Below are 25,272 nucleotides of genomic sequence, written 5' to 3' on the forward strand. Positions count from 1 at the left end.
CTGTCACCGGCCGGTCTCGCACCGGCCGCCCCCCGGCCGATCACGAGGCGCACCCTTGAACCGTCTCCAGCAGTATTTCGATTTCACGGTCGTGTGGCAGCACCGGGGGCTGATCCTCGAGGGGCTCCTCACCACGGTTCAGCTCACCGTCCTGATCTTCGTGATTTCGATCCTGCCCGCGATCGCGGTGGCACTGGCGCGGCGCTTCGGCCCGGGCTGGCTGCAGCGCCTGCTCGGTGCCGTCGTCAACGTCGCCCGCAGCGTCCCGACCGTGCTCTCCGTCGTCTTCGTCTACCTCGCGCTGCCCTTCGTCGGGGTGACGCTGAGCGCGTTCGCGTCGGTGCTCCTCGCGCTGTCGGTCATGCAGGTGGTCTACTTCTCCGAGGTGATCCGCGGCGCGCTCGCGGCCGTCGCGCCGGGCCAGTACGACGCCGCGCGGGCCCTCGGCCTCTCGCCGATCGTGATGCTCGTCAAGGTGATCCTGCCGCAGGCGGCGATCGTCGCCGCGCCGCCGTTCGTCTCCGCCGTGGTGCTCATGCTGCAGCACACCTCGATCTCGTCGGCGATCGCGCTCAACGACCTCATCACCTCGGCGCTCTCCATCCAGAACATGACCGGACAGGCCTCGCCGATCGTGGCAGCGGGGGTCTGCTACGTGCTGCTCGCGCTGCCGCTGGTCCGGCTGACGCGCCGCTGGGAGCGGGCGAGGGCCCACGCGCGATGAACGCGATTTTCACCCACTTCTTCGACCTCGACGCCCTCTGGCGCGCGCGCATCGTGATGGGCGAAGGGGCGCTCGGCACGCTCAGGCTCGCCGCCGCGACGCTGCTTCTCGCGCCGATCGCCGGCATGGCGATCTACGCGGTCCAGCTGTTGCCGGTGCGCGGCGCGCGGTGTGCCACCGAGTGGTTCATCGACCTGATGCGGGCGATTCCGCTGCTCGTCTTCCTGGTGATGTCCTACTACCTGGTGCTGCCGCTCGCGGGGCTCAGCGTCGACGCCTTCTCGGCGGCGGTGTTCGGCATCGCGCTCAAGCACGGCGTCTACTTCGCGGAGATCTACCGCGGTGCCTATCAGTCCGTCCCTCGCGGCCAGTTCGACGCGGCGCGGATGATCGGCCTGCGTGGGCGCAAGCTCCTGCGGCTCGTCGTCGTGCCGCAGATGATGGTGATCATGGCGCCGGCGCTGACGAGCCAGGCGACGCTCCTGCTGCGCGACCTGCCGCTCGCGTTCGTCATCGGCTACTTCGAGATCCTCACCAGCGCCCGCGCCGCGCAGGTCTTCACCCGCAACTCGACGCCGCTGATGGGCGCCGTCCTCGCCTACGCCGTCACGCTCCTCCTGATGCAGTGGGTGACGGGCCGCGTGGAGCGGATGAGCCGCCGGCGAATGGAGGCCTGACGTGGGCACGGCACTATCCCTCCAGGGCGTCACCAAGACACTCGGCGGCCGTCAGGTCCTGCGCGGCATCGACATGACCGTGCCGGACGGCGAGGTGGTCGCCGTCATGGGGGCATCCGGCAGCGGCAAGTCCACGCTGCTGCGCTGCGCGACGCTGCTGGAGCCGCCGGACGCGGGCCGCGTCTGCGTCGGGGGGGACGAGCTGACGGGGGCCGGGCCGCGCCGTCTGGCGGCGCTTCGGACCCGCATCGGCATGGTGTTCCAGCACTTCAACCTGTTCCCGCACCTCAGCGCGCAGGAGAACGTCATGCTGGGCCTCGTCCACACGCTGGGCATGTCCGGACCGGAGGCCGCGGAGCGGGCCGCGACGGCGCTGGCGCGGGTCAAGCTCGGCGACAGGCTCGCCGCCTATCCGCGGCACCTCTCCGGCGGGCAGCAGCAGCGCGTGGCCATCGCGCGAGCCATCGCCATGCAGCCGCGCCTCATCCTCTTCGACGAGCCGACGTCGGCGCTGGACGCCGAGACGGTCAACGAGGTGATCGACGTGATGAAGGCCCTCGTGGCCGACGGGATGACGATGGTCGTCGTCAGCCACGAGATCGGCTTCGTGAAGAGCGCGGCCGACCGCGTCGTGTTCCTCGCCGACGGGACCATCGTCGAGGACTGCGCGACGGCGGCGTTCTTCGCCGACCCCGCCCAACCCGACGTCCGGCGCTTCCTGACGGCGATCCTGTGATCGGCCGGCCACCCCGTTCCCACGAAGGCTGACCCATGCGTTCCGAGCCCCTCGTCCTCGAAGGTGTCACGAAGAGCTATGGCGGTGTGCTCGCCGCCGACCGGGTGGACCTCTCCATCGGTGCGGGCGAATTCCTGACGCTTCTGGGCCCCTCCGGCTCGGGCAAGACGACCATCCTGATGGCGGTGGCGGGCTTCGTGGAGCCGACCGCCGGACGCATCCTGCTCGGCGGTCGGGATCTGACGCGCACCGCCGCCGAGGACCGCAACTTCGGCATGGTGTTCCAGGGCTACGCGCTGTTTCCGCACATGACGGTCGCGGAGAACGTCGCCTTCCCGCTACGGGTGCGCCGGGTCCCCAAGGCGGCACGGCAGGACAAGGTCGTGCGGGCCCTCGACCTGGTGCAGCTCGGCCAACTCGCGGACCGCAAGCCCGCGCAGCTCTCCGGCGGCCAGCAGCAGCGCGTCGCGCTGGCCCGCGCGCTGGTGTTCGAGCCGCACCTGCTCCTGCTCGACGAGCCGCTCTCGGCGCTCGACAAGAACCTGCGCGCCGATCTCCAGGCCGAGCTGAAGGAGCTCCACGCCCGTGTCGGACTGACCTTCCTCTACGTCACCCACGACCAGGAGGAGGCGCTGTCGATGTCGGAGCGGATCGCCATCATGCGCGACGGCCGGATCGTCCAGGTCGATGCGCCGCGCACCATCTACGCCCGGCCGCGCACGCGATTCGTCGCCGGCTTCCTCGGGCGCAGCAATTTCCTCGAGGCCCGCGTGACCTCCGTGTCGCCGACGACGCTGACCGTCGATGTCGGCGGCGTGCCCGGCGAGGCGGTCGCCGGTCCCGGGGTCGGTGTGGGCGACGAGGTGCTGCTCGCCGTGCGGCCCGAGCGGCTCAGCATCGGCCCATCGGGGAGCGGCGGCCTGCCGGGCGTCGTACGCGACGTCACCTTCCAGGGCGCTCAGTCGCTTGTGACGATCGAGACGGCGGCGGCGGGGCCGCTCGTCGGCACCCTCGGCGCGGTCGCGGCGGAGAGCGGACCCGCCCCGGGCGACACGGTCTGGGCCCGCTGGGACGCCGAAGGGACGACCGTGATCACCGCCGACTGACCCCCCGACACAGGCGTCGCCACGCGCTCGGCGGCCCTTCGCATCCGGCCGCCGGGCTGGCCGGCGCCGCGAGCTTGGCGCGCCTCCCAGGACGGCGCGGCGATCCATCCGGCCAGAAGGACAGGCCGCAACGAGGAGACGGACATGAGCGAAAAGACCATCCGCAGGACCGGGGTGTCCCGCCGCACGCTTCTGGCGGGCGCGGGGGGCGCCGCGCTGGCCGCCGGTGTCCAGCCCTGGCCGTTGTCCCGGGCGCTGGCACAGGCCGGCGAGGTCGTGCTCGCCAACTGGGGCGGCGAGTCGATCCAGCACTTCGAGACCGCCTTCGGGAAGCCGTTCACGGCCGACACCGGCGTCGCCGTCGTGATCGACGGTAGCGGCCCGACCGCGGGCAAGATCCGCGGCATGGTCGAGGCCGGCGCGGTGACCTGGGACATCTGCGATTCGTCGGTGGCGAACAGCTACGTGCTCGGCGAGCAGGGGCTGGTGCGGGAGATCGACTACTCGGTGGTCGACAAGAGCCAGTACCTGGACGGCCTGACGTGGCCGTACAGCGTCGCCAACTACATCTTCTCCAACGTCCTCACCTTCAACACCTCGGTGCTGGGCGATGCCGTGCCGAAGACCTGGGCCGACTTCTGGGACGTGAAGACCTTCCCGGGCCTGCGCACGATGCGCCGCAACCTGCAGGGCGCGCTCGAGACCGCGCTGCTCGCCGACGGCGTGCCGATGAACGAGATCTACCCGATCGACGAGGAGCGCGCCTTCGCCAAGCTCGCCGAGATCCGCGAGCACACGATCTTCTGGTCGTCCGCCTCCGAGAGCCAGCAGCTCCTGCGCACGGGCGAAGCGGTGATGGGCAATCTCTGGTCCACCCGCTCGGCCGCGCTCGCCAAGGAGACCGGCGGACAGATCGACTACACCTTCAACGAAGGCATGGTGATCCCCGGCGCCTGGGTGGTGCCGTCGAACAACCCGGCGGGCGACACCGTGTGGGAGTTCATGAAGTCCACCGCCGACCCGGAGCGCCAGGCCAAGCTGTTCGAGCTTTGGAGTCTCGCCCCGGTCAACCCGGCGGCGGAGCAGTTCATCGATCCAGCGCTGAACGCCAGGAACCCGGCCAGCGAGGCGAACCTCGCGATGCAGTTCAACATCGACCTCGACTGGTACATCGAGAACCAGGAGCGGCTGGAGCCGAAATTCCTCGAGGTCATCTCCGGGTGATTTCGACGACGGCCGGCATGGCTCGGCCGGGGCGCCCCTTTCGGGGGCGCCTCGGTGCGCGCGGCTTCTTCGCCCTGCTGATGATGCCGGCGCTCGGCTTCATGGCGGTGTTCTACCTCTGGCCGGTCGTCAACGTGATGACCCTCAGCGTCACCGAGCCGACCTTCGGCCTCGCCAACTTCGAGGCGATCCTGGCGAGCCAATCGATCCGCGCGATCATGTGGCAGACGGCCCGGATCTGCGTCTTCACCACGGTCCTTTCGGTCGCTCTCGGATACGCGGTCGCGTTCCTGATGGTGACGTCGACGCCGCGGACGCGCGCGCTCGTCTTCCTGTGCGTGCTCGTGCCGTTCTGGCTCTCCGTCCTGGTGCGGTGTTTCGCGCTCGTGATGATCCTGCGCTTCGACGGGCCCATCAATCAGGCGCTGCTCGGCGCCTCGCTGATCGACCGTCCGCTCCAGCTCGTGCGCAACGAGTTCGGCGTCGTGATCGGCATGGTCCACTACATGGTGCCCTACGCGATCCTTCCGATCTACACGAACCTGCGCAACATCGACGGGCGGCTGATCGCGGCCGGCCGCAGCCTCGGCGCCAAGCGCCTCGACCTCTTTCTGCGGATCATCCTGCCGCTCTCCAAGCCGGGCCTCGCCATCGCGCTGATCCTGGTCTTCGTCTTCTCCATCGGGTTCTACATCACGCCCGCGATCCTCGGCGGTGGCCGGGTGGTGATGATCTCGGAGTTCATCGTCTTCAACGTGCAGGAGATGGCCCGCTGGGGCATGGCCGCGGCGCTGGCGACGATCCTCGTCGCGATCACGGCGCTCTCCTTCTTCGCGCTCTCCCGGGCGGTCGACATCCGCCAGGCGCTCGGCATCAAGGTGTCGCGCTGATGCCGGGCGCGGGCGGGCTCGGCGCCAGGGTCATCGGCTTCCTGGTGGTCGCCTTCCTCATCGTGCCGATCCTGGTGGTGATCCCGGTGTCCTTCACCGACACCACCTACCTCAGCCTGCCGAAGGACGGCCTGTCACTCCAGCACTACGCCAACTTCATCGAGGATCCGAAGTGGCGCGACAGCTTCCTTCTGTCCATGGCGACGGCGCTGGCCTCGACGGTGATCGCCGTCCCGCTCGGGACCCTGTTCGCGGTGTCGTGCTGGCGTCTCGCGGGCCGGACGAGCGAGCTGCTGCGCTTCGTCATCCTGTTGCCGATCATCGTCCCGGGCGTCGTCAACGCCATCGGGATCTATCGGCAATGGGCCGAACTCGGGCTGGTCGACACCGTTCTCGGCGTCATTCTGGTCCAGGTGGTGGTCTCCACTCCCTACGTCGTCATCGTCGTCTCCAGCGCGCTCGCGGACTTCGATCCGCGCCTCCTCCAGGCCGCGGCGAACCTCGGCGCACGCCACTGGCAGGCGCTGCTGTGGGTGATCGTCCCGGCGATCAGGGTCGGAATCGGCGCGGCGGCGGTGCTCGCCTTCGTCACGGCCTGGGACGAGACCGTCGTCATGCTCTTCATCACCGGGCTGCGCGTCTACCTGCTGCCCCGCGCCCTTTGGGACGGCGTGCAGGAGAACGTCGACCCGACGGTCGCGGTCACGGCCTCCCTGATGATCGCCCTCACCCTTCTCGGCGTCACCGTCTCGATGATGGCCGAGGCGCGCCGGAAGGCACGCGATACGAAACACAAGGAACCGAAATGAGTGAGCACAACGGCCTCCGACAGAAGGTGATCGGTTGGGTTGCGGAGCACGCCGGGGCGCTGAGCCGCGATCATCAGGAGATCTGGTCCTACGCGGAGCCGTCCTGGCGCGAGTACCGCTCCGCCGCCTGGTACGTGGAGCGGCTGAAGGCGGAGGGGTTCGAGGTCGAGGAGGCGTCGGGGGACATGCCGACCGCCTTCGTCGCGCGCTGGGGAAAAGGCGGGCCGCAGATCGCGGCGCACGCCGAGTATGACGCGGTGCCGGGGACCTCGCAGGCGGTGGCGCCGCACCGCGAGGCGCGGCCGGGATCGACCTACTGGGACGCCGGCCACACCGATCCGCACTCGGCCCTCGGGATCGGCGCGCTGGGCGGCGTCCTCGCGGCCAAGGCGGTGATGGAGGAGAACGGCATCGAGGGGCGCATCGCCTTCTTCGGCGAGCCGGCCGAGAAGGTCTGCGGCTCGAAGGTGATCCACGCCGCGCGCGGCTACTACGACAGCCTCGACGCGATGATCTCCTTCCACCCGAGCTATCTCGGCGGGCTCACCAACACGGTGATCCTGGAGACACACTGCGGCTGCTATTGGAGCAAGCTCTACACCTTCGAGACCGTCGATGCGGAGACATGGGGCGCGTCCCGCTCGGGCAACGTCGCCTACAACACGGCGGCCGTGGCGCGGGCTCCGGGCGCCAACGACGCGCTCTGCCTGATGTACACGACCACCAAGTACACCCGCCCCAGCATGCTGACGAACTCGGGCCTGTGGACGCTGAACGAGGCGATCCACGGCGCCGGGGACGCCACAGCCGACAACCACCCGCCGCGCGCCAGCCAGATCCAGTACGCGTGGCGCTGCCCGACGATGGAGATGGCCGCGGAGATCGAGCGGGTGCTCGACGCCAACGCCGAGCACGTCGCCGGGATCACACACACCAGTCTCCACGTCGACGTCATCTCCAAGACGCGCTTCGGCATCGCCAACCGCGTCCTCGCCGAGGCGACCTTCAGGGCGTTCGAGTTCGCCGGAGCGCCGACGTGGGGCGAGGAGTCTCTGGAGTTCGCCCGCGAGATCCAGGCCGGGCTGGGCCTGGAGCCGATGGACGCGCCGCTGGTCGACGGGCTGGAGCGGCTGATGGAGCCCGCCGAGGCCGAGGCCGACATTCGCCGGGGCCTGCTGCCGACGCAGAAGAACTACACCTCGGACGACTACATCGAGTACACGTGGCACTGTCCGACCGTGCGCCTCTTCGTCGGCCGCCCGATGCTGAAGAGCCCCGGTCCCGGCTACCGCTATCCCGACTGGGTCCGCAACGCGATGGGGGGACATGCCCCGACCATCGACCCGATGATGCTGAAGGCGAGCGAGGTCGTCGGCCTCACGATGCTGGACCTGATGCTGTCGCCCGAGACGGTCGCCGCCGCCCGCCGCGAGTTCAACGAGCGCACCGGTGGCGGGATCGGCGGATCGGATTGGGTGGCGCCGCTGCTGGCGCCCGACTTCCCGCCGCCGATCGGCTACCGCTGGCCCTCCTACGTCGACACGCCGACCGGTCCGCAGTGGTACGCCCCGCGTCCGTTCGACGAGCGCGAGCGGCCGTTCAGGCGCAACGCCGGCTGAACGATCCGGCCGGCGCGGAGCCGGACACCGGACAGGGGCGGTGCTCCAGTCCGGTGCGCGCGCGGCGCCCGGTTACCGGGAGAGGTAGTCGAAGGCGCTGAGGAGGTGGCACTTCACCACGTGGATGAACTCGTCGACGGGCACATGCTCGTCCATGCTGCCCATCCCGCGCGGCGCCGGTCCGTAGACGATGGCCGGCAGGCCCTTGTAGCGCCAGAGGCGGGCGTCCGTCGCCCCGAGGCTGATGATCGGGGCCGGTTCGATCCCGGCGATCTCCCTCGCGTTCTGGCGCACATGGTCGATCATCTCCGCGTCGGGCGGTGTCCAGGCCGGCTCTTCCGAGAGGAGCACGCGGTAGCTCACGCCCGGATGGCGCGCGATGATCTCGTCGACGCGGGCGAGGATCTCCTTCTCGCTCAGCCCGTTCGGGACCCGCACGTCGACCTCGACGCGGCATTCGGCGGCGATCATGTTGACCTTGATCCCGCCCGTGACGAGGCCGGGATTGACGGTCACCTTGCGGATGACGGCCGCCGCGCCGGACCCGTATTCGGCATCGATGGTCTCGGCGGCGGAGGTGATGGCCGATTCGAGGTTGCCGAGATCGGGAACGGGAATGCCCTCGAGCTCCGCGAGGTCGGCGATCAGGCTGCTGGCGATCCGGGTCGCGCTCGGGCTGAGATGCGGGTAGGCCCCGTGGCCGCCGCGGGTGCTGACGTGGAATTCCAGCCAGAGCGGCCCCTTTTCGCCGAAGCGCACGGTGCTGATGCCGCTCGGCTCGCCGTTCAGGCAGCAGTCGCCGAAGACCTCCGGCCGGTGCTCGGCGAGATAGCGCGCGCCCCAGGGGCCGAAGGTCTCTTCGTCCGAGACGACGACGAGGGAGAGCTGCCCCCTGAGCTGCGCGCGGATGCGGTGCAGATACGCGTAGGTGAAGATGGAGGCCGTGGTGCCGCACTTCATGTCGGCCGCGCCGCGCCCGTAGATCTTCCCGTCGACGAGGGCGCCGCCCCACGGATCCTGCGTCCAGGCGGCCGCGTCCTCGACGGGGAACACGTCCATGTGTCCGTTGAGCGCGAGGTGTCGGCCGGGGGCTCCTCCTTCGAACGTCGACACGATGTTGGGCATGATCTCGTTCGGGGCGATCACCTCGTAGTCCAGCGCCTTGGCCTCGAGGAAGTCGCGGACGTGCTTCGCGCATTCTAGCGTGTCGCCCGGGGGATTGGGGCTCCGGCAGCGGATGAAGGCTTGCAGGAACTCGACGAGGACGTCGCGGTCGGCGTCGACCCAGGCCAGTAGATCCTGCTTCGTGACCGTCATGGTGTGTCTCCAGAGTGAGGGCTCCGCCGGCGGGCGGCGATGAGGGGGGCGCCCTTGGCGGGCGCGGGCCGTGAGGAAGGGAGGTGTCATCGGCCTCGGCGGATGGCGTTCGAGGTCCGGTGGACGGTGCGTCCGGCGGGGCCGTGCGCCGGGTCCGGGACGGGCCTAGGTCTGGACCGTCTCGATTTCTTCCTCGTAGCGGACGGCGATCGGCTTGACGCCGTTCTTGCCGCGAAAGCTGCCCTTTCGGGAGCAGTTCACGACGTAGTTGGCGGCGGGATACCGGTCCGTCTCGTAGTGGAGCAGGGCCTCGTCGATGTCGTTCGTCGTGGCGAAGGCATCGCGCAGGGACAGCGAGTCGATGAACGCCTGGCTGGCGCCCTGGGCGAGGTCGGGCATCATCGGGTGCGCCGCGTCCCCCATCAGCGTGACGCGCCCGTGCGTCCACTTGTAGGGCGTTCCCTCGACGTCATAGAGCGGGCTCTTGATGATCGCGTCCGGCGGGGTGATCGACAGCGTCCGGGGGATGTGCGTGTTCGTCCACGACTGGAAGAACGACATGAAGTCCTCGACGGTGTCGCCGCCGGATACTGATCCGAACCAGTAGGCCTTGCCGTTGCCGATCGGAATGACCGCGAGCCACCCGCCTTGCGCATAGTACCCGGTCTGCGCGGCCGGATCGACGTCCGTCTCGGCGAGATCGACGATCGCGCGCCAGCGATAGGCATGGTGATTGTTGGGGCGGAACCGGACACCGCCGATCAGTTGCTCGCGGATCGTCGAGTAGATGCCGTCGGCGCCGATCAGGACATCGAACTCGTGCCGCGCGCCGTTGCTGAAGTGGCAGACGGCCCTGTCGTCGAAGTTCTCGACCGAGACCACCTCGTGGCCGAACCTGATGCGGTCCGCGCCGTAGGCGTCCGCCAGCATCGTGATCAGCGCCAGGCGCGACACGCCGACGGACGGGGCGCCGTACTTCTCCGGCCACGCGCTCGTGTCGCACTCGAAGAGCGGCCCGCCCTCGGGGGCGAACCCGAGATACCGGTCGAGCTTCACGGCGATGGCGTCGAACTCGTCGCGCAGGCCGAGGCCGTAGATGGCCCGTCCGGCATTGGGCCAGAGGTTCAGTCCGGAACCCGTCGCCCTCAGGGCCGGTGCCTTCTCGAACACCTCGACGTCACAGCCCAGACGGGCGAGGCCGATGGCCGCCGACACTCCCCCCAGGCCCGCGCCACAAATACCCACTCTCATTTCGATCGACCTTTCCGTGGTTGCGTCGCACGTGGGCGAGGCGCAACGAAGTTCAGTGCGGGCCGCGGGCGGCTGGGCCCCCGGCGCGCGGCGCGTGGCCAAGGTCCCGGCGCGGTGGCTCGGGACCGGGCCGGTTCAGGGCCGGCGTTGGAGGCTTCGGGGATCCGCCGCCTGGTTGTGGAACGGGATCCGCTCGCGGGTCGGCGTGTATTCGCCCGACCGGACGACGCGGTTCACATGCGAGGCGATCTCCTCGAGCGTCGCGAACCAGACGTCGCCCTTGTCCATCATGTACTGGATCATCGATTCCATGCGGTCGCACCGGGCGAGGCGCCCCATGACGAACGGGTGCCAGACCGAGATCCAGAGGCCGCCGTATTTCCAGGCCGCGTCGAATTCGGCGAGGAAGACATCCATCGCGCGGTCCGGAGAATTGACCTGGATGTGGTAGCCGAGGTCGGAGTTGATCGTGAATTGCGGCCAGTCGTCCAGCGCCCAGTGCGTCGGCAATTCCACGACCTCGCCGAGATCGCCCTCGACGATGTACGGGATATCGTTTCCCATGAGGGACGAATCGTAGAGGAAGCCCTCGCGGGCGATGAAGTTCAGTGTGTTCTTCGAGAACCGGTAGCTGGGCGCGCGGAACCCGCGCGGGCGCACGCCGGTGACCGTCTCCAGCGCCTCGATGCTGCGGGAGAACCAGTAGTCCTCCATCTCCGCGCTCAGCGTGTCGAGGCGCTCGTGAAGGTAGCCGTGGGCGCCGATCTCGTGGCCGGCGTCGATGATCTCCTTCATGAGGTCCGGATAGTGCTCCGCCGTCCAGCCGGGCACGAAGAACGTCTGCGTCAGCCCGTATTTCCTGTAGAGCTGCAGGATCCGGCGGACGCCGACCATGTCGTAGCGCAGCAGCGAGGCCGTGCCGATCAGGGTGTCGGCCTTCTGGGGATGCGCATAGTGGAGGAGACTGTCCGCATCGATGTCGAACGTGATCGCCACGGCGCATCTGGCCCCGTTGGGCCAGCGGATGGGGTTTTCAATCATAGTCGGACCCTTGTCGCGGGCGGTTGCCGGGGACGGGTTGTCGGGATGCGCCGGATGGCGCCGCCCCGGGCGGGGCGGCGCCTACGCGGTCGGTGCCGGCGGAGGGCCTCCGGACGGAGGCCGGTCCGCGCGGCGGGCCCCGCCTATTCCTTGGCTGCCGCATCCTCGGTGACCATGCCGAAGGGCTGCAGGTTCGGACGGTCGTAGAAGCGGCCGGTCATGCCGTAGTCGTGCGCCATGCGCTCCCAGCGGCCGGTGAGCAGCATGAAGTCGATCGACGTGTTCATGAAGTTCAGCAGGTCCTGGTTGCCGCGCTTCACGCTCCAGGCGATCGGCAGGAGGTTGTAGGGGTTGTCCTGGAAGAGGTCGGTGACGCCCGGCTGCACCGAGGCGTAGCGGCGGGCCTGCCACGCGTCCTCGATCCCCACGTCCGCGCGGCCGGAGGAGACCTCGATGAAGGGGGCGGTCAGGTTGCCGGTGCTGAGCGCGACGATCGTCGCCGCCGGGAAGTTCTCGCGGACGTATTCCTGCGCGGCGCCGCCCTGGACGACGGCGATCTTCACGCCCTCCTTGTTGAAGTCGGCGAGCGTGCCGAAGCGGTCGTCGTCCTTTTTGACGATGGCGCTGTAGCCCAGGTAGTGGATGGGCTTGGTGAACTCGACCGCGGCGGCGCGCTGGATGGTGGCGAAGGTGCCGGCCATCGAGAGGTCGAACTGGCCGGACTGCAGGCCGGCGGCGAAGTTCGCCCAGGTGGTCTCGACGAACTCCGGCTCCACGCCGATGGTCGAGAAGATGTAGCGCAGGCCGTCCACGTAGTAGCCGCCCAGCTCGCCGGACGCGGGATCCTTGACGACGCCCGGGGGTGCAGGGATGAAGCCGACCTTGATCGACTTGTCGCGAAGGATCCGGTCCATGACCTGCGCCTGTGCGGTCTGCACATGCGCGGAGAGGGCGAGCGCGGCCATGATGCCGCCAAGCACGAGCGGGTGTCGCAGGAGTTTCATCGGGTCTTCCTTGTTGGGGGCAGGGTTGAACTCGGGGGCGCCGTCAGCGCAGGACGCGTCTCAGGAATTCCGCCGTGCGCGGATGAGACGGGTTCGAGAACATCGTCGAGGGCCGGTCGATCTCGACCAGGTTGCCGTCGTCCATCATCATGACGCGATCGGCGACCTCGCGTGCGAAACCCATCTCATGGGTGACGATCACCATGGTCATTCCGTCCGCGGCGAGGGATTTGATGACATCGAGCACCTCGCCCACGAGCTCCGGGTCGAGGGCGGAGGTCGGCTCGTCGAACAGCATCACCTCCGGCTTCATGGCGAGGGCGCGGGCGATCGCCGCGCGCTGCTGCTGTCCGCCGGAGAGCGTCTCGGGGTAGGCGTCGATCTTGTGCCTGAGGCCGACGCGCTCGAGCAGGGCCCGCGCCTCGGCGATGGCCTCGTCGCGGGGGCGGCGCTGAACGACCGTCGGGCCCTCGATCACGTTGTCGAGGACGCTCATGTGCGGGAACAGGTTGAACCCCTGGAAGACCATGCCCATGCGGGCGCGGACCGCCGTGACCCGGTCGGCCCTGTCCTTCACCAGGGTTCCGTTGGCGCGCTTGCGGTAGCCGACCAGCTGATCGCCGAGCCAGATCTCGCCCTGGTCGTACTCCTCCAGGAAGTTGATGCAGCGCAGGAAGGTGCTCTTGCCCGAGCCGCTGGGGCCGATCACGGCCATGACCTCGCCGCGGGCGATCTCGACGTCGATCCCCTTGAGGACCTGGAGCTGTCCGAACGACTTCTGGACGTTGATGGCGCGAATCATGGTCTGGGTCACTGGTGCGTCTGCCATCGCCGCTCGAGCCGCTGGGACGCGTAGATGATCGGGTAGATCAGCACCGCGAACGCGAGGGCGAGGACCGTGTAGATCTCGAGCGGCCGGTAAGTGTTGTTGATCAGGTTGTTCGCTTCGTGCAGCAGCTCGTTGACCGCGAGCATCGAGGCGAGCGTCGTCAGCTTGATCAGCGAGGCGAACTCATTGATGAACGGCGGAATCATGCGCCGGACCGCCTGCGGCAGGATGATCCGCCGCATCGCCTGGGCGTAGCTCATGCCGATCGCGCGGGCGGCGTCCCACTGGCCCTTGCTGATCGAGTTCACGCCGGCGCGGAAGATTTCGCTGAAGTACGCGGCGGAGTGCAGGCCCAGCCCGATCGCGGCCGAGGTGACGTTGCTCATCTGCAGGCCGGTGAGGATCGGCAGCGAGTAGTAGATCCAGACGAGCTGGACGAGGACCGGGGTCGAGCGGAAGAGCTCGACGAACGTCGCCGCCGGAGCGCGCAGGAGGAAGTAGGGACTGCGGCGCATGAGGCCCAGTGCCAGTCCGAGCGTCAGCCCCATGAGGGTCGCCCACAGGGTCAGCTGGGCCGTGATGGCGGCGCCGCGAAAGAACACTGCCCTGTAATCCCAGGCGATCTGGAAGTGCCACGTGTAGTCCATGAACGACCGGGTCGCTTTCCCAAAAGAGTGATGGCATTCTGCATGCAGGATGCCGCATGCCAAATGTTGTATGCACGAGGCATGCCATCCTTTGCCGTGGGGGGACAGGGCGCCGGCGCTTCGCGGAGGACGGCGCGTCGGCGGGCGTCCGGAACGCGCGGAATTGGGGGAGTTCGTCGTCACATGCGGCGCGAAACACGGCGCTTTCCGTCGCGAGGGCCGGACCGTGACCGGCGCGGCGAACCGTGCTCCGGTGCGGTCGGGAGTCGCGGCCCGGGCTGCGGGCCGGGCACCGCGTTCCGGGATCGCACACGCCTCGGGTGCATGACCGATGCGCAGGCCCGGCCGCACGACTGCCGCCGATTCGACCAGACGCGGGGCCGCATCGCGCGCTCCGTGCGCTTGGGGATCCCGGCCCGCCGGCGCCGGCCGCGCCCCCGCACCGCCGGGTGCTGGTCGGACTCGGCGGACACGTGGCAGGTGGCGCCGGGCAGGGCGAGACGTTTCCGCTCGAACATCTGCATCCGGGCAGTGTTCTGCGGGGCGCTACGGGTTGGGGAAAGTATGGTGGAGAGATTTTATATGACGCACGAAGTGTTTTACTCGCGCGTGCCGCCGGAAACGGGCCGCAAGCGACGCGATCAATTGTCCGGGGCCGCGGACTGTCGATCTCGCCCGGGACCGGGGCGCGGTAGATCAATGAGACGGTTGCGCGCCCACGGTATTGGCGTATGAGGTTCACATCTGGCGAGGGCGACGTGAAAGGGCAGGCATGGGCAACACCGCGGCGCGGGCGAGTGGCGCACGTTCACGGGAAGATGCGTCAGCACCGCCGCGGCCCGGGGATCGGGGCGCGCAGGACGGCTCCCCGGTGAAGGCCCTGAAGCCCGCGACCGTGAAGCGGTCCGCCCGGGTGGCCGATCAGGTGTACAGGCATCTCCGGCGCGCCATCATCACCGGCGAGATCGCATCCGGAACCCGCCTGCGCGAAGGCGAGGTCGCGGAAGCGCTGAGCGTGAGCCGCACGCCCGTGCGCGAGGCCATCTCGCGGCTGATCGGCGACCTGCTCGTCCGCGAGCACGAGACGATGGGCGTCGAGGTCGTGGACATGGACCGCGACGTGACCGACATCCACCACATCCGCGAGTCGCTGGAACTCTGCGCGGCACGCCTCGCGGCGCAGCGCATCACCGAGCAGCAGCTCCAGGCGCTCGACGACATCATCAAGCTGGAAAAGAAGGCGTCGGTGGCGGAGCGCGTTCGGCTCAATCACCGCTTCCACCTGTCGATTGTTCAGGCGTCCGGCTCGCAGAGACTGATCGAGATGCTGATCAGCTTCAACGATTACTTCCTACACCCGCAGTGGGTGACGCGGACCGAAAAGAAGCTGGTCGATCAGGCCGTGAAGGATCACGTCGACATCGTCGCCGCCTTGCGCTCCCGCTCGTCCGACCGGACGGAGAAGGTCCTGCGCCGCCACCTCAAGCTCGGGCTGATGCAGATCACCGACGAGCCCGACTGACGCGCCGCGGGGCGGCGTTCGGGCCGGGTTCGCCTTCGGTGCGGCGGGATCACCAGGGCAGGCCACCCGCCTCCAGCCGGCTTGCGAGCCGGCCGATCATCTCCTCCATCTGCGCGATCTGCGTGATCTCGATGAACTCGTCCGGCTTGTGCCCCTGTGCCATCGAGCCGGGGCCGCAGACGACGGAGACGATGCCGGCGTCGCGGCTGAACGTCCCCGCCTCGGTCCCGAAGTCGATCTTGCCGAGCGGCGCCTGAGGCAGCAGGGACGAGACGAAGCGGACCGCTGGATGGTCCCGGTCCGTCGCCAGGCCGCTGACATGGACGATCTCCTCGATCGCGATGCCGCAGCGCGGGTCCATGACCTGCATCTCGGGCACGAGCCGCGTGTCGGCATAGGTCCGGATGCGTGACATGAGGTCCGTCAGGTCGTCGTCGGTCAGGGCGCGGACGTCGAGCTGGAACACGCATTCGGCGGGCACGATGTTGAGCGCCGTGCCGGCGCGGATGGTGTTCACCGAGAGCGTCGCCTGCGGGATCTCGTAGCCGTGGTCGAGAGGGCCGGAGTCCGCCGCGTCGCGCGCCAGCTCCTCGATGAAGGCGATCAGCCGCGCGGCGTACGCGATCGCGTTGACGGCCGTCGGCGCCCGGGCCGAGTGCGCGGTGAGGCCGGTCACGGTGACGTTATACATGCCGGCGCACTTGTGCCCGGTCGCGACCTGCATGCTCGTCGGTTCGCCGACGATGCAGAGCGCGGGTCGGACGGCAAGGCCGGCCAGCCGCTCGATCAGGCTGGTCACGCCGGTGCAGCCGACCTCCTCGTCGTAGGAGACCGCGATATGGATGGGCGCGACGAGCCGGCGCGTGACGAGCTCGGGGACGGCGGCCAGCACCGTGCCGAGAAAGCCCTTCATGTCGGCCGCGCCGCGCCCGTAGAGGCGGCCGCCGTCCTGCCGCATCGCGAAGGGGTCGCTCGCCCAGGCCTGCCCGTCGACCGGGACCACGTCGCTGTGACCCGACAGGATGACGCCCGGCACGTCCGGCGGGCCGATCGTCGCCCAGAGATTGCCCTTGGTCCCCGCCTCGTTCCAAAGGATCTCGCTCGCGACGCCATGGCGGTCGAGATGAGCGGTCACGTAGTGCAGCAGGTCCCTGTTCGGATCGCGGGACACGGTGGGGAAGGCGATCAGGTCGCCGATGATCGCGATGCTGTCGGTGGTCTGCATGTCTGTCCGCTCCGTCCCGCCGCCTCAGGCATCGACGCGGGCACCGGCAAGCACCTCGCGCGCCATCTGGTCGGCGACGACGCCGCTCGGCGTCCCGGTCATCCTCGCCGTCTCCAGAATGCGGCTGGTGCGCGGGCCGATGGCGTCGATTCGATCCTCGATTCCGCCGAGGTCTGTAGCACCGAAATACTCCGCGCTCACGAGGATGATGCCGCCCGCGTTGATCACGTAGTCCGGGGCGTAGGTGATGCCGCGCTCGAACAATGCGCGCCCGGCGGCGGCGTCGGCGATCTGATTGTTGGCGCCGCCCGCGACGACGGTCGCGCGCATGCGCCGGGCGACATCCTCGGTGATGATGCCCCCGAGCGCGCAGGGCGCGAGGATGTCGGCGTCGGCGGTCAGGATCTCCTCCACCCCGGCGGGCGCCGCCCCGTACCGGTCGCATGCCTCCTCGATGCGGACGGGAGCGAGGTCGGCCACGACCAGCGCCGCGCCGCGCGCGTGAAGCGCTCCGGCGAGGTTCATGCCGACGCCGCCGAGCCCCTGGATCGCGACGCGCACGCCGTCCAGTCCGCTCCGCCCGAGCGCGAAGCTGGCCGCCGCCTCGATGCCGACGCAGACGCCGCGCGCGGTGAACGGCGCCGGATTGCCGCCGACACCGTTGCGCACGACGATGCCGGACACGTAGGGCGTCGAGGCCGCGACGCGCTCGAGGTCGGCCGGCGAGACGCCGACGTCTTCGGCGGTGACGTACGTGCCGCTCAGCGAGTCGACGGCGCGCCCGAACGCGGCGAAGACCCCGGCGCGGCGTTCGTCCGGCACGGGGCCGAGGATCACGGCCTTGCCGCCGCCCATCGGTACGCCCGCCAGCGCGTTCTTGTAGGACATCCCGCGCGACAGGCGCAGCGCGTCCGAGAGCGCGGCCTCGCCGTCCGCATAGCGCCACAGCCGGCAGCCGCCTCCCGCCGGGCCGAGGGCCGTGGAGTGGATCGCGATGAACGCCCGCAGTCCGGACGCAGCGTCGTTGAAGGCGAGGACGCGCTCGTGGCCGTCGAAGGCGGGATTGTCGAACATCGGCTCAGTCTCGGACATCGGGTCGGGGGAGGGCCGTCCGGGCCGGCGGGGAGGCCGCGCCGGTCAGGACTTGGGCACCAGCGGGCAGAGGCTTTCGGAGAGCGGCAGGTAGGCCTCCGCGGCCGGGATCGTCTTGACGACGTCGTAGTAGGCCCACGGCTTCTCGAGATCCGCCGGCTTCTTCGCCCGGACGAGGTAGAAGTCGTGCACCAGCTTGCCGTCGGCGCGGATACTCGCGTTCCTGGCGAACATGTCGTTCACCGGCGTCTCGATCATCTTCGCCAGCACCGTGTCGGTGTCGTCGGTGCCGACGGCCGCGGCCGATGTCAGGTAGTGCAGCACCGCGGAATAGACCGAGGCCTGCGGGGCGGTCGGGGCGCGGCCGTGTTTGGCGGCGAAGCGCTCGGCGAAAGCGCGGGTCTCGTCGTCGAGGTCCCAGTACCAGGCGGTGACGGTGGTGAGGCCCTGCGCCGTCTCCAGGCCCATGCTGTGCACGTCGGTCAGGAACATCAGTTCGGCCACAGCCGTCTGTCCCGCCGCGCCCATCCCGAACTCGTTCCACTGCTTCATCGCGGTCACGAGCTGTTCGCCCGCGTTCGCGAAGGCGACGACGTCGGCGCCCGAGGCCTGCGCCTGCAGCAGGAACGCGGCATAGTCGGAGACACCGAGCGGGTGGAAGATCGCGCCGGCCTTGGTGCCGCCCGCCTTCGCCAGCGCGGCGTCCGATTCGGCGACCATGTTGTGCCCGAAGGCGTAGTCGGCGGCGATGAAGAACCAGTTGTCGAGACCCTCGCCCACCAGCTCGCGGACGGGGCCGGAGACGAGGTTGTAGTTGTCGTGCAGCCAGGACAGCCCGGTCGGGGCGCACTGCGCGCCGTTGATCTCGGTGGTGCCCACGGCGGCGTAGCCGACGATCTTGTTCGCCTCCCGCGCCAGCGCCTGCACGGCGAGCGCGACGGCCGAATTGGAGGCGTCGGCGACCATGTCCACGCCGTCGACGTCGAACCAGCGGCGGACGATCTGGGCGCCAATGTCGGCCTTGTTCTGGTGGTCGGCGGCCAGAAGCTCGACCTTCACGTCGGGGTGGAGCTTGGCGAAATCCTCGATGGCCAGCTCGGCCGCCACGACCGAGCCGAGTCCGGCGAGGTCGGACAGCGGGCCGGATTGGTCGTTGATGATGCCGATCTTCAGCGCGCCGTCGGACATCTCGGCCGCAGCCGGCGGCGCCGTGACGGCGGACAGGACGGCCGACAGGACGAGGGCGAGGCCGGTCGCCGCGCGGGTCGTCGCGCGGCGGGAGTCGTGATGGTCCATCTTGCACCCCTGTTGAAATCGTCTCGCGGGGTCGCGCCGCGTGTCGCCGCGACGACCCGCCTTCCGCTCCCGACCGAGTTGCTGAGCCTGAACGCTAGCGACGGCCAAAATGTCCGACAACGGCGTTTATCCGGCAATTTCGGACATGGGACATGGCAGGCGACGACACCCCGCCGGAGGGGCCTGCCGCGCGTCGGCGGACGGGCGCCGGGACCTCACGGGCCCGGCGTTTGCTGCCAAAACCGGCGCCGACCCGGTAGCCCAAACCACCGCAACGACCGCGTCCGCGCGGTCCGGACGACCGGGCCGGACCGTGCGAATCCGGCCGAAAAAACCCTCGTTTCGGGACGGCGGCCGCGACCGGCACAGTTCAGCGGCAATACTTCCAGCCTGTCCGGTGGCCCGCTCCACGCGGCGGCGATGGTCCTGGGACGGCAATATCCGCCATTTGTCCACCACGGTGAACGGCACCAAGGCGGATATGACTTGCAGCCCGGGCGCCCGTGTTGCGAGTGGCAGCAAGACGCCGGTGAATGAAATGCGGCTGTGCTGCAGATCGTGGGGAGATCCTGTCCACGTCAGAATGAGAATATGCGCAATCGAAAATAGCTAAAATCAGTATGGTGAGTTAACTTGAAAAATCGAGGTGAGCCTCAAGAGACCTTTCTCTGATTGCCGGATAGGTGAGATATATGGTTGCGGTTGGAAATGTCGAAATAATGCTGGCATCACCTTATACATATGAGGAATTGATATCAACGATATCAATCAATAATTTTGAAGTTATTAGATTGACGAATGAAGATCTTGGGAGCGAAATTACCGTAGAGTTTATCGGTGGGCGGGGTGAAATTTTAGAGAGAGTCTCCTACAAAATTCTTATGGAGGCTTTGGAGATAGCGAGGGCCCGGCTCATGACGCCGATGGCTGATGATGACGCGACCGATTAGCCGGAAGCCGCGGCCCGGCATTCGATTCGTCAAATGAGATGATGGGATGAAGCCGTTCAGCCCTTCCCGGCCTGGGTGCGGCGTGCGGCGCGGCGCAGGCTCTGGGGCGGCTGGCCGTAGGCGCGGAGGAAGGCGCGCCGCATCCGCTCGGGGTCGCGGAAGCCCGTGGCGTCGGCGATCGTCTCGATCAGGTCGCCGGACGACTCGATCCGCTCACGCGCCACCTCCAGCCGCAGCCGCTCGATCGCCTTGGCCGGAGTGGTGCCCGTCTCGCTGGCGAAGATGCGGGCGAAGTGGCGGGCGCTGAGCCCGGCGCGGTCGGCCAGCATCTCGACCGTCAGCGGGCGGTCGAGGTTCTCGCGGATCCAGCTCAGCAGCGCTCCGAACCGGCCGTTGGGGGACTTGAGCTCCAGGAGGGAGGAGAACTGCGTCTGCCCCCCGCTGCGCCGATGGTAGAGCACCAGCTGGCGCGCCGTCTCGATCGCGATCCTTTCGCCGTGGCTCTCCTCCACCATGGCGAGCGCCATGTCGATCCCGGCGGTGACCCCCGCCGAGGTCCAGATGTGCCCCTCCCGGTGGAAGATCTGGTCCGGCTCCAGGCGCACCTTGGGGAAGCGGGCGACGAATTCGGCGGTCTGCGCCCAGTGCGTCGTGGCCTTCCGCCCGTCGAGGAGCCCGGACCGCGCGAGGATGTACGCGCCGGTGCATACGCTCGCCACCTGCCGCTGCTGCCGCGCCATGGACCGGAAGACGGCCTGGGTCTTGCGGCACTCCATGGCCGCCTCGACGCCCAGCCCGCCGGCGGTGATGAGCGTCGAGAGGCCGCGCGCCTTCGTGACGTCGGCGGCCACGACCTCCACACCGCAGGAGGCGCGGACGGGTCCGGCCTCCACCGCCAGCATGCGCACCTCCGGCGCGGTCGGGACCAGGCGGCGGGCGATCTCGAACACCGCGGCGGGGCCGGTCGCGTCGAGAAGCTGGAAGTCCGGGAAGATGAAGATGCCGATCATCGCCATGTCGGAAAATGAGGGAAGTTCGCCATTCCGGCGAAATTGAGAGCATGGCAGTTTGCGCTTCGTCAAGTTCGACCACAAAGGCTTTCCCATGGCCCAGAAGAAGCAGATCGGGCTGCTCGTCTTTCCGAACATCACCCAACTCGACATGACCGGGCCGCTGCAGGTCTTCTGCAGCGTCGCGGATGCCGAGGTGCATCTGATCTGGAAGACGACCGACCCGGTGCCCAGCGACACCTCGCTGGTGATCACGCCCACCATCACCCTCGCGGACTGCCCGCAGCTCGACCTGATCTGTGTCCCCGGCGGCCTGGGGACCGACCCGCTGATGGAGGACGAGGAGGTTCTGGACTTCCTCCGCCGGCAGGCGGCGGGCGCCTCGTACGTCACCTCGGTCTGCACCGGTGCGCTCGTCCTCGGCGCGGCCGGGCTGCTGAAGGGCTACCGCGCGACGACCCACTGGAACGCGCTGTCGACGCTGCCGCTTCTCGGCGCGGAGGTCGTGCGCGAGCGGGTCTGCATCGACCGGAACCGGATGACCGGGGGCGGCGTGACGGCCGGTATCGACCTCGGCCTCACTGTGGTGGCAGAGATGTTCGGTCAGCCGGTTGCAGAGTTCGTGCAACTCCGCCTCGAATACAACCCCGAGCCGCCGTTCAGCTCAGGCTCTCCCGACACCGCGCCGCCCGAGGTGCTGGCGTCCACCCGCAAGCGGATGGAGCCCGCGCGGCTGAAGCGGATGGAGATCTCAGCCCGTGCGGCCGAGCGGCTGGGGGTGAACCCGACCTAACGTCCGAGACCGAAATGCCCGATACGACCACATTCGACACGATCATCCGCGCCGGCCGGGTCATCGACCCCGAGACCGGATTCGACGAGGTCGCCGACATCGGCATTTCGAACGGAACGATCAGCGCCATCGGCGCCCTCGCGGCGGCGGCGGGGACCGAGATCGACGCTACCGGCAAGGTGGTCTGCCCCGGCTTCATCGACCTGCACGCCCATGGCCAGACCATCGCCGCCGACTGGATGCAGGCCTTCGACGGCGTGACGACCTCGCTCGAGCTCGAGGTCGGCGTGTTGCCGGTGGCGGACTGGTACGAGCGGCAGGCGGCTCGGGGGAGGGCGCTCCACTACGGTGCCGCCGTCTCCTGGGTCTTCGCCCGGAAGGCGGTGATGGCGGGGATCCGGCCCGACCCCGCCCTCCATCCGATGGAGATGATGGGGCAGGGCGCGGCGGACGAGGGCGGGTGGTCGAGCGGAACGGCCACCCATGACCAGGTGGAGCGTATCTGCGCCGTCGTCGCCGACGGCCTCGCGGCGGGCGGCATCGGCATCGGGATCCCGAACGGCTACGCGCCCGGCGCCGGGGTGAAGGAGATGTCGCGCATCTGCGATATCGCCGCGCGGACCGGGGTGCCGACCTTCACCCACATCCCGTGGATGTCGAACGTGGACCCGCAGAGCTCCGAGGAGTCGTACCTGCGGATCATCGGGTACGCGGCGGCGACCGGCGCGCACATGCACATCTGCCACCTCAACTCGACGTCGCTGCAGGATATCGCGCGTTGCCGGGACCTGCTCCTCAAGGCGCAGGCGATGGGCCTCGCCATCACGGTGGAGGCCTATCCGTACGGGACCGGGTCGACCGTCGTGTCGGCCGCCTTCTTCGTCGAGCCGGGGTTCGTGCAGCGCACGGGGACCGGGTACGACAGCATCGAGCTCATCCACAACCGGCACCAGATGACCGGCCCCGGCGACGTGATCGCGGCGCGGGAGGAGGATCCCGGGTCGCTGGTCGCGTGGCACTTCCTCGATGTCGAGGACAATCCCGCGCACCGCGATCTCCTCGACCTCTCGGTGCTCTTCCCCGGCGGCGCCATCGCGTCCGACGCGATGCCGTGGGTTGCTCCCGACGGCTCGATCTTCCGCGGCGCGCAATGGCCCCTGCCGGCGGACCTGTCCGCACATCCCCGCTCGGCCGGGACGTTCACCCGCTTCCTGTCGCAGTACTCGTTCCAGCGCCGCGAGATCGGCCTGCGGGAGGCGCTCGCCAAGTGCACCACCATCCCCGCCGGCATCCTCGAAGGGTGCCTTCCGGCCATGCGCCGGAAAGCCCGGGTGCAGGTCGGCTGCGACGCGGACATCATCGCCTTCGACCCGGACGACATCGCCGATCGCGCCACCTTCTCGGACATGACCGCGCCGGCTCGCGGGGTCGAAACCATGCTGGTCGGGGGAACGCCGGTGATCCGGAGCGGGCGGCTCGACCCGCAGGCGCGGCCGGGGCGCGCGTTGCGCCGTCCGGCCGAAGCGTGATGAGCGGGGCGGACACCGTTCCGGTCGTCCTCGTGACGGGGGCACTCGGCGCCGGGAAGACGACGTTCATCAACGGCCTGCTGGCCGGCGATCACGGCCGGGCGCTGGCCGCCGTCGTCAACGACTTCGGCGCGATCAACATCGACGAGAGCCTCCTCTCCGCCGGTGGGCGGCCGGTCTACGGGCTGAAGAACGGCTGCATCTGCTGCTCGCTGCAGGGCGACCTGCTGCGGACGATCCGGCTCGTCCTGTCCATCGGGAGGCCGCTCGACGGGATCGTCATCGAGGCGAGCGGGGTGTCCGACCCGCGGGGTATCCTCGAGGCGCTGCTGGATCCGGTGCTGGGCGAAGCGATCCGGCTCGACAGCATCGTGGCGGTGGTCGATGCCGAGGAGCACGATGCCGGCGATCCCCTCTGGCAGGCGCAGCTCCGCCTTGCCGATTTCGTCGTCGTCTCGAAGGCGGAGGCGGCGGGGCCCGACGCCGTCCGTGCGCTCGGCGAGCGGCTGGCCGGGATGGGCAAGCAGGTCGTCTTCGGCACGTCCGCCGACGACGGGGTGCCGCCGGAGGTGTTGTTCAGCGGCCTCGCACGGGACCGCCATCTGCCCCCGCGCGCCGGCGATCCACACCGCGACGACGGGAACTTCGTGACCTGCGAATGGACGGCTGCGGCGCCGGTCGCGCTGGACCGGTTCCAGTCCGTCATCCAGCAGCTCGCGCCCGCTCTGGTGCGCGCCAAGGGCCTGCTGTCGGTCCGGGGGCGGGCGGAGGGCAGCTACGTCTTCCAGCTCGTCGGCCGCCGCGCCAGCCTGCAGAGGGCGCCGCGGCCGGTCGAAGGCGTCGAACTCGTCCTCATCGGCCGCACCGGGACCTTCGACGCCGCCGCGGCCCGCGCGCTGCTCGACCGCGAACTCGGCGACTGACCGTCTGCCCGCCGGGCGCCTCGCCGCCCGCGCGGCGAGGATCGCTCAGGGCGTCTGCGGTTCGGCCAGCAGCCGCTCGAGCGCGGTCTCGACGATCTCGGGACGCAGGATGTGCAGAAAGTGTCCGGCGTTCTCCACCAGCATGGCGCGCCTGGCGATGGAGCCCGTCAGCCGCTCGACGAGGTAGGCCGCGTTTTCCGGCGGGACCAGCGTGTCGCGCATCCCCTGAAGGATGGTCACCGGCGCGCGAATCCGCGCCAGCCGCTGTTCGAGCGCCTTCAACTCGTCGCGCAGGGCGATCAGCTCCGCGTTCGCGTGGGCGAGCGCGCGGGGAAGGAGACCGGCGACGATCTTCGTGGCACCGAGCCGCTGGAGCGGGTGGATGTGCTCGCGCGCCGGATCGGCCGCCGCGCCCACGAGGAGAACGCCCGCGACACGCTCCGGCTCATCGGCGGCGAGGCGAAGCGCCACCGGGCCGCCGTAGGACGAACCGACGACGACGGCGGGCTCCGCCCCGGTTCCGAGAAGCGTCGCGACGGCGTGCGCCTGCTCGGCGAGGCTCACCACCGGCCGGCCGGGGCCGCTCCGGCCGAAGCCCGGCCGGTCGATCGCGATGCGCTCCTGACCGTCGGGCGCGTTCGCCAGAAGCGGCAACCAGTCCGACGCGTCGCCCGGTGTGCCGTGGATGAAGACGACGCGCCGGCCACCCGGGCCGCCGGCCGACAGGAAGCTGATCGGCGGTTCCGCGCCGCAGCCGGGACGCGTCGCGCGGCGCGGCTGCAGCCGCCGGGTCCCAGGCGTCGAGAGGCCGATGCCGGTGGCGGCCTGCACCTGCTCGCGGATCGCGCGGCCCATCCGCAGGACGCGTCCGCCGCGCCGGAGCCCGGCCACCGGGCTCGACGGGGGCAATGCGACCGGGGCGCCGTGGTCCGCACCACGGTCCGGCAGTCCCGGGCGTCCGGCCTCCTCGCGCGCCATCGGCGTCGTCCTTCCGCGATCCGTCGTGGTTCGGGCGCCGGCCTCCCGCGTGTGTCCCGTCCCGGATAGGCGCCCATCCC

Annotated in this window: 24 protein-coding genes; 13 read left to right on the plus strand and 11 right to left on the minus strand. The window is 69.3% G+C overall.

Going from position 1 to position 25,272, the window contains the following annotated elements:
• Window positions 1-55: 55 nt before the first annotated feature.
• From DLJ53_RS29520 to DLJ53_RS29555, 8 genes are all read left to right on the plus strand, one after another.
• Entirely contained in the window at window positions 56-724 is a 669-nt protein-coding gene (locus tag DLJ53_RS29520; protein WP_111351857.1) for an amino acid ABC transporter permease, read from the plus strand.
• Window positions 721-1,401: an ABC transporter permease subunit gene (locus DLJ53_RS29525; protein ID WP_111351859.1), complete on the plus strand. Its 681-nt coding sequence runs from the start codon at window positions 721-723 to the stop codon at window positions 1,399-1,401. Before DLJ53_RS29520 ends, DLJ53_RS29525 begins: the two co-directional genes overlap by 4 nt.
• 1 nt (window position 1,402) lies before the next feature.
• On the plus strand, window positions 1,403-2,137 hold the full coding sequence (locus tag DLJ53_RS29530; RefSeq protein ID WP_280525530.1) for an amino acid ABC transporter ATP-binding protein: 735 nt from the start codon (window positions 1,403-1,405) through the stop codon (window positions 2,135-2,137).
• Between the two features lie 35 nt (window positions 2,138-2,172).
• Entirely contained in the window at window positions 2,173-3,243 is a 1,071-nt protein-coding gene (locus DLJ53_RS29535; RefSeq protein ID WP_111351860.1) for an ABC transporter ATP-binding protein, read from the plus strand.
• Between the two features lie 144 nt (window positions 3,244-3,387).
• Window positions 3,388-4,467, plus strand: a complete 1,080-nt coding sequence (locus tag DLJ53_RS29540) for an ABC transporter substrate-binding protein (RefSeq protein WP_111351862.1) — start codon at window positions 3,388-3,390, stop codon at window positions 4,465-4,467.
• A 17-nt stretch (window positions 4,468-4,484) separates the two neighbouring features.
• Window positions 4,485-5,357 carry an ABC transporter permease gene (locus DLJ53_RS29545; RefSeq protein ID WP_111352036.1) on the plus strand — a complete coding sequence of 291 codons (873 nt, stop codon included), beginning with the start codon at window positions 4,485-4,487 and terminating at the stop codon, window positions 5,355-5,357.
• Window positions 5,357-6,166 (plus strand): ABC transporter permease, encoded by an 810-nt coding sequence (locus DLJ53_RS29550; RefSeq protein WP_111351863.1) that lies wholly within the window; start codon window positions 5,357-5,359, stop codon window positions 6,164-6,166. Before DLJ53_RS29545 ends, DLJ53_RS29550 begins: the two co-directional genes overlap by 1 nt.
• On the plus strand, window positions 6,163-7,785 hold the full coding sequence (locus tag DLJ53_RS29555; RefSeq protein ID WP_111351865.1) for a zinc-binding metallopeptidase family protein: 1,623 nt from the start codon (window positions 6,163-6,165) through the stop codon (window positions 7,783-7,785). Before DLJ53_RS29550 ends, DLJ53_RS29555 begins: the two co-directional genes overlap by 4 nt.
• A gap of 72 nt (window positions 7,786-7,857) precedes the next feature.
• On the opposite strand, the gene DLJ53_RS29560 is transcribed toward DLJ53_RS29555, so the two are convergent.
• The 6 genes from DLJ53_RS29560 to DLJ53_RS29585 all read right to left on the minus strand — a co-directional run bounded on the left by DLJ53_RS29560 (window position 7,858) and on the right by DLJ53_RS29585 (window position 13,874).
• Window positions 7,858-9,102 (minus strand): M20/M25/M40 family metallo-hydrolase, encoded by a 1,245-nt coding sequence (locus DLJ53_RS29560; RefSeq protein WP_111351867.1) that lies wholly within the window; start codon window positions 9,100-9,102, stop codon window positions 7,858-7,860.
• A 165-nt stretch (window positions 9,103-9,267) separates the two neighbouring features.
• Window positions 9,268-10,347, minus strand: coding sequence for an FAD-dependent monooxygenase (locus tag DLJ53_RS29565; protein ID WP_162409681.1), 1,080 nt, complete (start codon window positions 10,345-10,347; stop codon window positions 9,268-9,270).
• 141 nt (window positions 10,348-10,488) lie between these two features.
• On the minus strand, window positions 10,489-11,349 hold the full coding sequence (locus DLJ53_RS29570) for a polysaccharide deacetylase family protein (protein WP_202913422.1): 861 nt from the start codon (window positions 11,347-11,349) through the stop codon (window positions 10,489-10,491).
• A 188-nt stretch (window positions 11,350-11,537) separates the two neighbouring features.
• Window positions 11,538-12,398: a substrate-binding periplasmic protein gene (locus tag DLJ53_RS29575; protein WP_111351871.1), complete on the minus strand. Its 861-nt coding sequence runs from the start codon at window positions 12,396-12,398 to the stop codon at window positions 11,538-11,540.
• A gap of 43 nt (window positions 12,399-12,441) precedes the next feature.
• Window positions 12,442-13,227: an amino acid ABC transporter ATP-binding protein gene (locus tag DLJ53_RS29580; protein ID WP_280525531.1), complete on the minus strand. Its 786-nt coding sequence runs from the start codon at window positions 13,225-13,227 to the stop codon at window positions 12,442-12,444.
• On the minus strand, window positions 13,209-13,874 hold the full coding sequence (locus tag DLJ53_RS29585) for an amino acid ABC transporter permease (protein ID WP_111351873.1): 666 nt from the start codon (window positions 13,872-13,874) through the stop codon (window positions 13,209-13,211). The genes DLJ53_RS29580 and DLJ53_RS29585 overlap by 19 nt, the downstream gene beginning before the upstream one ends.
• A 772-nt stretch (window positions 13,875-14,646) precedes the next feature.
• Here DLJ53_RS29585 and DLJ53_RS29590 point away from each other — a divergent pair.
• On the plus strand, window positions 14,647-15,396 hold the full coding sequence (locus DLJ53_RS29590) for a GntR family transcriptional regulator (protein ID WP_111351875.1): 750 nt from the start codon (window positions 14,647-14,649) through the stop codon (window positions 15,394-15,396).
• Window positions 15,397-15,445: 49 nt separating this feature from the next.
• On the opposite strand, the gene argE is transcribed toward DLJ53_RS29590, so the two are convergent.
• The 3 genes from argE to DLJ53_RS29605 form a co-directional block, all read right to left on the minus strand.
• The gene (gene argE, locus DLJ53_RS29595; protein WP_111351877.1) at window positions 15,446-16,621 is read right to left on the minus strand and encodes an acetylornithine deacetylase; all 1,176 of its coding nucleotides are present in this window, start codon (window positions 16,619-16,621) and stop codon (window positions 15,446-15,448) included.
• Window positions 16,622-16,645: 24 nt separating this feature from the next.
• Window positions 16,646-17,695, minus strand: coding sequence for a Leu/Phe/Val dehydrogenase (locus DLJ53_RS29600; protein ID WP_111351879.1), 1,050 nt, complete (start codon window positions 17,693-17,695; stop codon window positions 16,646-16,648).
• A gap of 63 nt (window positions 17,696-17,758) precedes the next feature.
• Window positions 17,759-19,009 carry an ABC transporter substrate-binding protein gene (locus tag DLJ53_RS29605; protein ID WP_111351881.1) on the minus strand — a complete coding sequence of 417 codons (1,251 nt, stop codon included), beginning with the start codon at window positions 19,007-19,009 and terminating at the stop codon, window positions 17,759-17,761.
• Between the two features lie 692 nt (window positions 19,010-19,701).
• On the opposite strand from DLJ53_RS29605, the gene DLJ53_RS35355 reads away from it, so the two are divergent.
• Window positions 19,702-19,959 (plus strand): hypothetical protein, encoded by a 258-nt coding sequence (locus tag DLJ53_RS35355; RefSeq protein WP_162409683.1) that lies wholly within the window; start codon window positions 19,702-19,704, stop codon window positions 19,957-19,959.
• A gap of 56 nt (window positions 19,960-20,015) precedes the next feature.
• Here the strand turns inward: DLJ53_RS35355 and DLJ53_RS29610 are convergent, their stop codons facing one another.
• Complete coding sequence (locus tag DLJ53_RS29610) at window positions 20,016-20,969, minus strand: GlxA family transcriptional regulator (protein ID WP_111352038.1); 954 nt, start codon at window positions 20,967-20,969, stop codon at window positions 20,016-20,018.
• 94 nt (window positions 20,970-21,063) lie between these two features.
• On the opposite strand from DLJ53_RS29610, the gene DLJ53_RS29615 reads away from it, so the two are divergent.
• From DLJ53_RS29615 to DLJ53_RS29625, 3 genes are read left to right on the plus strand one after another with little or no spacing between them, the layout of a single operon-like run.
• A complete protein-coding gene (locus DLJ53_RS29615; RefSeq protein WP_111352039.1) occupies window positions 21,064-21,762 on the plus strand; it encodes a DJ-1/PfpI family protein in 699 nt (232 codons plus the stop codon).
• Window positions 21,763-21,776: 14 nt separating this feature from the next.
• Window positions 21,777-23,291, plus strand: coding sequence for an amidohydrolase family protein (locus tag DLJ53_RS29620; RefSeq protein WP_111351883.1), 1,515 nt, complete (start codon window positions 21,777-21,779; stop codon window positions 23,289-23,291).
• Window positions 23,291-24,214 carry a CobW family GTP-binding protein gene (locus tag DLJ53_RS29625; RefSeq protein WP_111351885.1) on the plus strand — a complete coding sequence of 308 codons (924 nt, stop codon included), beginning with the start codon at window positions 23,291-23,293 and terminating at the stop codon, window positions 24,212-24,214. Before DLJ53_RS29620 ends, DLJ53_RS29625 begins: the two co-directional genes overlap by 1 nt.
• 45 nt (window positions 24,215-24,259) lie before the next feature.
• Here the strand turns inward: DLJ53_RS29625 and DLJ53_RS29630 are convergent, their stop codons facing one another.
• Entirely contained in the window at window positions 24,260-25,192 is a 933-nt protein-coding gene (locus DLJ53_RS29630; protein WP_162409685.1) for an alpha/beta fold hydrolase, read from the minus strand.
• Window positions 25,193-25,272 lie beyond the last annotated feature (80 nt).

Source organism: Acuticoccus sediminis (assembly GCF_003258595.1).
Classification (GTDB): domain Bacteria; phylum Pseudomonadota; class Alphaproteobacteria; order Rhizobiales; family Amorphaceae; genus Acuticoccus; species Acuticoccus sediminis.